This window comes from Segatella copri, assembly GCF_019127135.1.
In the GTDB taxonomy this organism is placed as follows: Bacteria; Bacteroidota; Bacteroidia; order Bacteroidales; family Bacteroidaceae; genus Prevotella.
In genome coordinates this window covers 1-11,288 of sequence record NZ_JAHOEA010000080.1, presented here as the reverse complement: position 1 = coordinate 11,288, position 11,288 = coordinate 1, and the positions used below count along the sequence as shown (strand labels likewise).

General features: G+C 49.3%; 7 protein-coding genes. 6 read left to right on the top strand and 1 reads right to left on the bottom strand.

Annotated features, from left to right (window positions below):
* Positions 1-142: 142 nt before the first annotated feature.
* Positions 143-889: a tRNA1(Val) (adenine(37)-N6)-methyltransferase gene (locus tag KSW37_RS14260; RefSeq protein WP_217314994.1), complete on the bottom strand. Its 747-nt coding sequence runs from the start codon at positions 887-889 to the stop codon at positions 143-145.
* 225 nt (positions 890-1,114) lie between these two features.
* Between KSW37_RS14260 and lon the strand changes: the two genes are divergently transcribed.
* The 6 genes from lon (at position 1,115) to KSW37_RS14230 (ending at position 10,820) form a co-directional block, all read left to right on the top strand.
* The gene (lon, locus tag KSW37_RS14255) at positions 1,115-3,580 is read left to right on the top strand and encodes an endopeptidase La (protein ID WP_254368679.1); all 2,466 of its coding nucleotides are present in this window, start codon (positions 1,115-1,117) and stop codon (positions 3,578-3,580) included.
* A gap of 2 nt (positions 3,581-3,582) precedes the next feature.
* Complete coding sequence (gene tgt / locus KSW37_RS14250) at positions 3,583-4,710, top strand: tRNA guanosine(34) transglycosylase Tgt (protein ID WP_006849113.1); 1,128 nt, start codon at positions 3,583-3,585, stop codon at positions 4,708-4,710.
* Between the two features lie 13 nt (positions 4,711-4,723).
* A complete protein-coding gene (locus KSW37_RS14245; RefSeq protein WP_217314993.1) occupies positions 4,724-5,965 on the top strand; it encodes an LptF/LptG family permease in 1,242 nt (413 codons plus the stop codon).
* 205 nt (positions 5,966-6,170) lie between these two features.
* Positions 6,171-7,931 carry a DEAD/DEAH box helicase gene (locus KSW37_RS14240; RefSeq protein ID WP_217314992.1) on the top strand — a complete coding sequence of 587 codons (1,761 nt, stop codon included), beginning with the start codon at positions 6,171-6,173 and terminating at the stop codon, positions 7,929-7,931.
* Between the two features lie 37 nt (positions 7,932-7,968).
* Positions 7,969-9,267 (top strand): ComEC/Rec2 family competence protein, encoded by a 1,299-nt coding sequence (locus KSW37_RS14235; RefSeq protein ID WP_217314991.1) that lies wholly within the window; start codon positions 7,969-7,971, stop codon positions 9,265-9,267.
* Positions 9,268-9,485: 218 nt separating this feature from the next.
* The gene (locus KSW37_RS14230; protein ID WP_006847509.1) at positions 9,486-10,820 is read left to right on the top strand and encodes an NADP-specific glutamate dehydrogenase; all 1,335 of its coding nucleotides are present in this window, start codon (positions 9,486-9,488) and stop codon (positions 10,818-10,820) included.
* The last annotated feature ends 468 nt before the right edge of the window (positions 10,821-11,288 follow it).

The following is an 11,288-nucleotide window of genomic DNA, read 5'->3' as shown; positions in this document are numbered from 1 at the left end:
TATGCAACTTTTGGGTACACTATTTCAAAGATCGAATGTTAAACTAACATAACCCATGAAGGGACTTTTTCAGTGCCCTCCCTGGGCTAGGAGCTTCTGCCCTTTCAGGGCGTGTGGAGCTTATATGCGAAACTTGAGTTCATTAATCACTAAGATAGAATTCTTCCGTTATTTTCCTATACCATTCCGAGCGGTTTCCCTGCGAATCCATCATTGTTTCAACATGCTCTTCATAAGGCGAAATACGATGCTTGGCAAAACTCAGCATAAAACGTTTTGGCTGTTTGCGTTCCACCGTCTTTACACCACATTTCCGAATAAGATAAAAGCCTAACATACAAGACTCTGCAACAAATTGCTCCACTACTTCCGCAGGAACAATTGCAGAGAAGACACCCTCATCAGAAAGCAGCCGTTTTACACCCGCAAACAAGTCGCGAAACGGAAGACTGTCCGTATGTCTCGCCATAGTTCTCTTACTGTCCGGATTTTTCAAGCTATCTACAAAGAACGGAGGATTGCTCACTATCGCATCAAAAACACCGGCAGCCTTCAAACCTTCAGCAGTTCCAGAAGCCTCAGCAGCTTCCGAAGCTCCCCCGAAATCCTGCAGTCTACAGCATTCTATTTCCACCCTGTCGCGAAACGGACTGACCATCACATTCTCCCTCGCCTGTCCGCACGCATCAGCATCCATATCAATCCCCACGACCTCAGCCTCAGGAAAACGCTGCGCCATCATGAGCGAAATCAGCCCCGTTCCGGAACCGATGTCCAGAATCCGGCAGCCACCTTGCGCCCATGCACCCAGCAAAACGCCGTCAGTTCCCACTTTCATGGCACAACGATCTTGCTCTATTTCAAACTGTTTAAATCGAAAATTACCCATAAATTCTTCTGTTTCTATACAGAAGAAAACGAAGCCGCCGCCGATTTATTTTATCGCAAACAGCAGAAAATTGCCACTTCTACCTGCAAAAAGCAGCTACCCACATCTATAAAAACGGGTACTTATCTATAGAAAAAGTAATTTTATTATTAAATAATCTATTATCTTCCACGATATTTCATAAAAAATGAGTACCTTTGCACGGAAAATAGAAATCATAACAAAATGAACAACAGAAGAACAAGTACCCAAATACAAATGATTGCAGATTACGAGGGCGACCCAAGAACTCTGATTGAAGACCAGGAAGAAGGTTTGTACCCTACCCTCTGCATGCGGGATATTGTAGTTTTCCCTACCAACATGACCCCTATCGTTGTGGGCAGAAAGGAAAGTCTGAATCTCGTCCGGATGCTGGAAAAGAAGCCAGATACAACATTCTGTGTATTCTGCCAGAAGAATAAAGACATAGAATCGCCTAACGAAGAAGACCTTTACCCTGTAGGCGTCTTCGCCAAACTGATTAAGGTTATCAAGATGCCTGGCACTGACCAGAAGAGCATCATCATTCAGGGTCTGGGCAGATGTCAGATGAATCATCTCGTTCAAAAAGAGCCTTACACAGTAACTGATGTAAAAAGTCTTCCGGAGAAATGGCCTGATGAGAACAACGATGAACTCTTCAGAATGCTCTACGAAAACTTCCATTACGAAGCGACAGACTATATCAAATCAAGCGCCAACTATTCTGATGATGCCATCCAGGCAATCAACGAACTGTCGAGCATTCACATGCAATGCAACTTCATGTGCTCCCTCCTTCCTTTCAGCATCGAGGATAAAATCAAAATGCTGAAAGAGGAAAAACTCAGCGAGCGCATTATGATTGCCATCAGATCCCTGAACAAGGTGCGCCATCTGCTACGCATACAGACAGAGATTGAGAACAAAACCCACTACGACCTTGATGAGCAGCAGAAGGAATACTTCCTCAAGCAGCAGATCAAGAACATCAGGGAAGAACTGGGAGAAGGCAACGCCAGTCCGGAGAAGAAGGAGATTCTGGAGAAGGCGAAACAGAAGAACTGGAGCGAAGAGACAGCCAAGATTTTCAAGAAAGAAATTGCCAAACTCGACACCATGAACCCGCAGAGTCCTGACTATCCGATACAGATAGGATTCCTACAGACCATGGTAAATTTGCCTTGGAATTCCTACACCCAGGACGACCTCAGTCTGACCCGTGCCAAGCGCATTCTGAACCACGACCACTACGGCATGGAGAAAGTAAAGGAGCGCATTCTGGAATACCTCGCCGTAAGAGCGCTGAACGGCGGCAAAAAGAGTCCTATCCTCTGCCTCTACGGTCCTCCGGGCGTAGGAAAGACCAGTCTGGGCAAGAGCATCGCAGCAGCCATGAAGCGCAAGTATGTACGCATGTCGCTGGGCGGTCTGCACGATGAAGCCGAAATCCGCGGTCACCGCCGCACCTATGTGGGAGCCATGCCGGGCCGCATCATCAAGAACATACTGAAGGCAGGCAGCAGCAATCCGGTCTTCATCCTCGACGAGATTGACAAGGTGGCGCAGAGCAATTTCAACGGTGACCCAGCATCAGCCCTGCTCGAAGTGCTGGACCCGGAACAGAACAATGCCTTCCACGACAATTATCTCGATATGGATTACGACCTCTCCAAGGTGCTCTTCATCGCCACAGCCAACGACCTGAGCGTCATTCCACGTCCGCTCCTCGACCGTATGGAGCTGATAGAAGTAGGCGGCTACATCACCGAAGAGAAGACAGAGATTGCCAAGCGCCACCTCGTACCGGAAGAGCTGGAAAACACCGGACTCGACAAGGTTTCGCCGAAGGTAAGTTTCAACAGGAATGCCCTCGAGTTCATCATCGAGCACTACACCCGGGAGAGCGGCGTAAGACAGCTGAAGAAACAGATTGACAAGAGTCTGCGTAAGATGGCTTACAAACTAGCCTGCAACCAGGAGTTGGAGAACTACACCATCACCCCTGCCGAAGTAAAAGACCTGCTGGGCAATCCGCCATTCAACCGCGACATCTACCAGGGCAACGACTATGCAGGAGTGGTAACCGGACTAGCCTGGACCTCAGTGGGCGGCGAAATCCTCTACATCGAAACCTCTCTCAGCAAGGGCAAGGCAGGCAAGCTCACCCTGACCGGAAATCTGGGCGACGTGATGAAGGAATCAGCCATTATCGCACTGGAATACGTCAAGTCGCACATCGACCTGCTGCAGGTAGACTACCGCATCTTCGAGCAGTGGAACATCCATATCCACGTGCCTGAGGGAGCCACCCCGAAAGACGGTCCTTCTGCCGGAATCACCATCGCCACCAGCATCGCCTCAGCCATCACCCAGCGCAAGGTGCGTGCCAACACAGCCATGACCGGCGAGATAACCCTCCGCGGCAAAGTGCTCCCGGTAGGCGGAATCAAGGAGAAGATTCTGGCAGCCAAGCGGGCAGGAATCAAGCACATCGTGATGTGCAGGGAGAACCAGAAGGACGTAGAGGAAATACCAGAGAAATATCTCAAGGGCGTAGACTTCCACTATGTAGAGAATGTAGCTGACGTCTGGCAGTTCGCGCTGACCGATGAGAAGGTGAAAAACCCGACAGACTTCAGCATTCAGGAAAATGATAAAAAAGAATAGAAATGAAATTTGAATTACAAGTAACAGATAAAGCAAGCGATGCGCGTACAGGCATCATCACCACCGACCACGGACAGATCAAGACCCCAATCTTCATGCCCGTAGGAACCGTAGGAAGCGTGAAGGGCGTCCACTTCGAGGAACTCAAGAAGCAGGTCATGGCACAGATTATCCTCGGAAACACCTATCACCTCTACCTGCGCCCAGGTCTTGACGTCATCAGGGCAGCAGGCGGCTTGCACAAGTTCAACGGCTGGGACCGTCCTATCCTCACCGACAGCGGCGGCTTCCAGGTCTTCTCGCTCACCGGCATCCGCAAGCTCAAGGAAGAAGGCTGCGAGTTCCGCTCCCACATCGACGGCAGCAAGCATTTCTTCACACCGGAGAACGTGATGGACACCGAGCGCATCATCGGAGCCGACATCATGATGGCCTTCGACGAATGTCCACCGGGACAGAGCGATTACCAGTACGCCAAGAACAGCCTCATGCTCACCCAGCGCTGGCTAGACCGCTGCATCAAGCGATTCAATGAGACCGAGCCCCTCTACGGCTATCAGCAGAGCCTCTTCCCTATCGTACAGGGCTGCACCTTCCCGGACCTGCGCCGCGAAGCTGCCAAATACATTGCCGATAAGGGAGCCGACGGAAATGCCATCGGCGGACTTGCCGTAGGAGAACCTACCGAGGTGATGTATGAGATGATAGAAGTAGTGAACGAAATCCTGCCGAAAGACAAGCCGAGATATCTGATGGGCGTAGGAACCCCGCAGAACATCCTCGAAGCCATCGAGCGCGGCGTAGACATGTTCGACTGCGTAATGCCGACCCGCAACGGCCGCAACGCCATGCTCTTCACCTATCAGGGCACGATGAACATGCGCAACAAGAAGTGGGAGAAAGATTTCAGTCCGGTAGATCCAGACGGCTGCGACATCGACCTCGTAACCACGAAGGCCTACCTCCACCACCTCTTCAAGGCACAGGAGCTGCTGGCGATGCAGATAGCCAGCATCCACAACCTCTCTTTCTACCTTCGTCTCGTGACCGATGCCCGCCATCATATCGAGCAGGGCGATTTCGTGGCATGGAAGAATTCCATCATCGACCAGCTTGGCCGAAGAATTTAAGTAAGAAAGCATAATGAAAGATTTTAAGCAAATAAGAAAACACCGCCGGCTCTACCGCACCGGCCGCTGGGCTGCCCGCAAGTTCGGGTGGCTCATCAGGGCTGTGCGCTGGCTGGCACACAAGCTCCGGTTCCTGCGCATATTCCGGGTTCTCAACCCGTTCAGGTACATCAAGAAGCTCGACTGGTACATTATCAAGAAGTTTCTGGGCTACTATTTCTTCTCCATCGCCCTGATCATCTCCATCGCTATCGTCTTCGACTTTAACGAGAACCTGGCAAAATTCTCAGAGCACCATGCACCGGCGCGCGCAATCATCTTCGATTACTACGCCAACTTCGTACCCTACTTCGCCAACCTCTTCAGTGCGCTGTTCGTGTTCGTGGCGGTCATCCTCTTCACCACCAAGCTGGCAAGCAATTCCGAAATCATCGCCATCCTCGCGTCAGGTGTTTCATTCAAGCGGCTTCTGCGCCCTTACATGATTACCTGCGTGCTGCTCTCAGCCCTTTCCTTCGGACTCTCAGCCTACGTCATTCCCCACGGAACCGTCATCAGGCAGAACTTCGAGACGATGTACAAGAACAAGAAGAAGAATACCAGTGCCGAGAATGTACAGCTGCAGGTAGACAAGGGAGTGATTGCCTATATGCAGCATTACGACAACAACATGAAGCACGGCTACGGATTCTGCCTCGACAAGTTCCAGGACAAGAAACTCGTCAGCCACCTTACAGCGATGGACATCCAGTACGACACCATTTCCGACAGCAAGTATCACTGGAAGCTGAACAACTGGAAAATCCGCAAGCTCCAGGGCATGAAGGAGCATATTACCAGCGGAGCGCAGAAGGACACCATCATCGCGATGGAACCTACCGACCTGGTCTACTCCAAGGGTCAGCAGGAAACCTTCACCAGTCCTGAGCTCCGCGATTACATCTCCAAGCAGATCAACCGCGGTTCGGGCAACGTAGTGCAGTACGAGGTAGAATACCACAAGCGCATCGCCTCATCCTTCGCCTCGTTCATCCTCACCATCATCGGTGTCTCCCTCTCAGCCCGAAAGCGCAAAGGCGGCATGGGAGCAGCATTGGGTGTTGGTCTTGCGCTGAGTTTCGGCTACATCATGCTCCAGACGGTTTCTGCCACCTTCGCCATCCAGGCCAATTTCCCGCCTGTCCTGGCAGCGTGGCTTCCAAACATCCTCTTCGCCATCGTAGCCTACTTCTGCTACCGCAAGGCACCGAGGTAATTATCAATTAACTGAACTTTCGCATGTGGGGAAGTTAAGTGAAGTTAGGGAAGTTAGAGGGAAGTTAAGGGACAAATGTCCTACGTTTTACGAAAGAAGACTATTGTCTCTTCACTTCCCGAACGACCGTAGGGAGTGATAACTTCTTTAACTTCAATCAATTCCCTCACTTACGAAACTTGAATAAACTATAAACAATAGAAGAATGTATTTCGACGAATTAGATTTAAACGACAACGTGCTCGACGCATTATATGACATGCGCTTCGACACATGCACTCCAGTACAGGAAAAGTGCATTCCAGAGATATTAGAAGGTCACGATGTCTTGGGCGTAGCCCAGACCGGAACCGGCAAAACCGCAGCCTATCTGCTCCCAGTATTGAGCAAGCTCGATGACGGCGGTTATCCTAAAGACGCCATCAACTGCGTCATCATGTCACCAACCCGCGAGCTCGCCCAGCAGATAGACCAGGCGATGCAAGGCTTCGGCTATTACCTGCAGGGCGTGAGCAGCGTAGCCGTATACGGCGGCAACGATGGCAACCGTTACGATCAGGAGTTGCGCAGCCTCCGCATGGGAGCCGATGTAGTCATCGCTACCCCGGGCCGCCTCATCTCCCATATCTCTCTGGGCAATGTAGACCTCAGCAAGGTAAGTTTCTTCATCCTCGACGAAGCCGACCGCATGCTCGATATGGGTTTCTCAGAAGACATCAAGACCATCGCATCAAAACTGCCTGAGACCTGCCAGACCATCATGTTCTCGGCAACCATGCCTGAGAAAATAGAAGAACTGGCTAAGACCCTGCTCAAGAATCCGGTAGAAATCAAACTTGCCGTCAGCAAACCAGCCGAGAAAATCAAGCAGGAAGCATACGTATGCTACGAAACCCAGAAGATGACCATCATCAAGGACATCTTCAAGGCGGGCGACCTGAAACGTGTCATCGTCTTCAGCGGCAGCAAATTCAAGGTGAAGCAACTCGCAGCTTCCCTCCAGCAGATTGGAGTAAACTGCGGAGCCATGCACAGCGACCTGGAACAGGCTGAACGCGATGATGTGATGTTCAAGTTCAAGAGCGGACAGTATGATGTTCTCGTAGCTACCGACATTGTAGCGCGCGGAATCGACATCGATGATATTGAGATGGTCATCAATTACGATGTTCCTCACGATACAGAAGATTACGTTCACCGCATCGGCCGTACAGCCCGTGCCAACCGTGATGGTAGAGCCATCACCTTCGTGAGCGAAGAAGACCAGTACTGGTTCCAGCAGATTGAGAAGTTCCTGGAGAAGGTGGTAGACAAGATGCCTCTCCCTGAGGGATGCGGCGAAGGTCCTGAATACATCAAGCTTAACAAGCCGAAGAAGAAAGGCGCAAACGGAAGAAACAACAGACGCGGTAACGGCGGAAACGGCGAGGGCGGAAAGAACAGCGCCAAGAACCGCCGACAGAAAGACCGCGACCAGACTTCTCACAAGCGCAAGCCAAACAAGCCAAACGAGCGTCAGGAAAAAGCACCACGCAACAACGAGCAGCAGCCACAGCAGGGTAACAAGCAGCAAAACGCAAAGCAGCAGCCACAGCAGGGTAACAAGCAGCAGAACGCAAAGCAGCAGCCTCAGCAGGGTAACAAGCAGCAGAACGCAAAGCAGCAGCCTCAGCAGGGTAACAAGCAGCAGAACGCAAAGCAGCAGAACAGAAAGCCAGCCCAGCCAGGCGAGCAGCCAAAGAACAGCAACAGCCAGAAGCGCCGCAATAACAGCAATTACAGCAACCAGCAGCGCCCAGGCACCGAGAACAACGTTCGCCCAGGCAGCAACGGCCGTGGCAGAGGCGTAGCCCAGAAAAAGGGCGACAAGCCGGCTGCACACAAGCACGCCCCTATCGTAAATCCACAGAAGAAAGAAAACGCTGTGAAGAAATTCATCAAGCGCATCTTCGGATTCAAGAAATAGGTAAATAATCATCTTTTTAAATAAGGAAAGAGGAACGATGAAAGAGCTACACATCACCCCGCTCATGACCATCAGCCTCACACTGACGATCGGAATCATCATAGCCAAATGGGGCTATGATGATTTCAATATGCGCTTCTGGCTCATCATCTCCATCATTTCATGCGCCCTTGGCAGCATCATCTTTTTCCTTACTAAGTTCTTAAGCCAAAAAGCTTACTTCAGCAGGAACCACCTGTTTCTCATCTTCTCCCAATGCGTGATGATTCATTTATGCATCCTGAGCCTTGGGGCTTTTCTTACCTGTAAGCAAATAGCTGATACCCAAGCCTCTACACAACTGAAAAACTGGCAGGAACTGTCTTACCTCACACGGGCAAAAATCAATACCGAACGCTATAAAAGCAATATTGAAAGCAAACTGGTTTCCCTTCACGTAAAACAGCAAGACTATGCAGTCATCGCAGCCATGGCGCTGGGCGACAAGAGCGCACTCGACTCGAACACCCGCAACAGTTACTCCATTTCCGGAGCCAGTCACATCCTGGCAGTAAGCGGACTTCATATAGGCATTATCTTCCAGCTTTTCATCTTTCTGCTAGGCGGCAGAAAGTACTCAGTTTACACCATCATCCTGTCCCTTCTCTCCATCTGGACCTACGTTTTTCTCATAGGATTGCCGGCAAGTGCAGTCCGTGCAGCCATCATGCTTTCAGCCTACAGCTTAAGTTTAGCATTCCATCGTACCGGTCTGCCGCTCAACACTTTAGCAGCAGCTTATATTTTTATGCTCTTCATCAGTCCGCTCTATCTTTTCGAGTTGAGTTTCCAGCTTTCGTTCCTTGCCGTAGCCTCCATTCTGCTGTTCTTCACACCCCTTTACTCCCTCCTCCCCATCCGCAGCCGTTTCATCCGTTGGGCATGGGGACTCCTTTGCGTTTCACTGGCAGCCCAGATAGGAACCCTTCCGGTCATCGTCTACTCCTTCGGCAGAATATCGTGCTATTCACTTCTCACCAATTACATCGCCATTCCCGCAGCAACCCTCATCCTATATCTTGGAGCAGCATTAATCCTGTTCTCCCCACTCACGTTATGGGCGCCCATAGCACCGATTGTCGCCCCACTCATCAGCCTTACATCAGGCGCCCTGACCAGCATCACCCAGTTTTTGAATACAGCAATAAAACTGATCAGCATGCTGCCTGGAGCAAGCATCGAAAACGTAAAAATCAGTCTGCCTCAGGTAATCATTCTCTACGCTATCATCCTGTTCATTTATGCCCTATGGCGCAGGATAGATAAACTGAAGTCGTCAGAATGCAAAATTCCCTAAACAGAGATAAAGGCTTAAACCCCGAAAAACATCTCTTATATAATAAGGTGTGCGTACACAAAAGGGCTACAAATCGTGATTAAGAATGTTAAAAAATAACTTTTTTCTACTTTTTCTGCATTTTTTCTTTCTTTTTGTTGGTGTTTTCAAGAAAAACATGTATCTTTGCAATCAGAAATAAAAAATAAGAATTTAAACACAATAAAAGATTAAAGATTATGAAAGCATCTGAAGTAATCGCGAATCTCCAAAGAAGATTCCCAAACGAGCCTGAGTACATTCAGGCAGTTAGTCAGGTTCTCGGTACTATCGAGGAAGAGTACAACAAGCACCCAGAGTTTGAGAAGGCAAACCTCATCGAGCGTCTCTGCATTCCAGACCGCATCATCCAGTTCCGCGTATCTTGGGTAGATGATAAGGGCAACGTACAGACTAACATGGGTTACCGCGTTCAGCACAACAACGCGATTGGCCCTTACAAGGGAGGTCTTCGCTACCACAAGTCAGTAAACTTGGGTATTTTGAAGTTCTTGGCTTTCGAGCAGACATTCAAGAACTCTCTTACAACTCTCCCAATGGGTGGTGCTAAGGGTGGTTCCGACTTCTCTCCACGTGGCAAGAGCAACAACGAGGTAATGCGTTTCTGCCAGGCTTTCATGACAGAGCTTTATCGTCACATGGGTCCAGACGAGGATGTTCCAGCTGGTGACATCGGTGTAGGTGGCCGTGAGGTAGGTTACCTCTTCGGAATGTACAAGAAATTGACACACCAGTTCCAGGGCGTCTTGACCGGTAAGGGTCAGGAGTTCGGTGGTTCATTGATCCGTCCTGAGGCTACAGGTTACGGTAACGTATACTTCCTCTGCAACATGCTCGCTACCAAGGGTATTGACATCAAGGGCAAGACTGTTTTGGTTTCAGGTTCAGGTAATGTAGCCCAGTACACTATGGAGAAGTTGCTCCAGTTGGGTGCTAAGCCAGTTACATGTTCAGATTCAGACGGTTACATCTACGACCCAGACGGAATCGACCGCGAGAAGCTCGATTACATCATGGAGCTCAAGAACGTAGAGCGTGGCCGTATCAAGGAGTATGCAGAGAAGTATGGTGTAAAATATGTTGCGGGTGCTAAGCCTTGGTTTGAGAAGGCAGACATCGCTCTCCCATCAGCTACTCAGAACGAAATCAACGAGGAGGCAGCTAAGGCTCTCATCGCCAACGGCGTAATCGCAGTAAGCGAGGGTGCTAATATGCCATCTACTCCAGAGGCAATCAAGGTATTCCAGGATGCTAAGATTCTCTACTCTCCAGGTAAGGCAGCCAACGCAGGTGGTGTTGCAGTATCAGGTCTTGAGATGAGCCAGAACTCAGAGCGTCTGAAGTGGTCTCGTGAGGAGGTTGATGCTAAGCTCCACGACATCATGAACGATATTCACGCTAACTGCGTGAAGTATGGTACTGAGCCAGACGGTTACGTAAATTACGTAAAGGGTGCAAACGTAGCCGGCTTCCTGAAGGTAGCTAAGGCTATGATGGCTCAGGGCATTGTATAAGACTAGAAAATTGTTAAACATAATAATTTTTTTAATAAATTTAAATAGCGGGTCTGTGACAGATCCGCTATTTTTTGTGTCTACTCCTTCCCCCACTCCTTCTTTACATCAAAGCAGGGGCAGGCTTTGTTGGCAAATTCATTATGACCATGAATCGTGGCTAATGGATATATCACAAGGTTGGTCAGGCTGGAAAGTTTTTGCCTTTTGAGAGCTTATAATGCCTAAAAAGTGTACTCAGTACTCAGTACTCAGTTTTTTTCGCGATAGTTACCTTTCCTATGGTTACAAATTGTAAGTAATTATTTTATATTATATATTATTATATATATATATAATATCACTAGTGTCCCGTTAAAACGAGACGATTATTAAATAAGTTATTAATACTCAAAAGTTTACGGACTTTTTATAGTGTATTCGATTTGATTTTGTATCTTTGCACGCATATTTAAAATACGTGTGCGA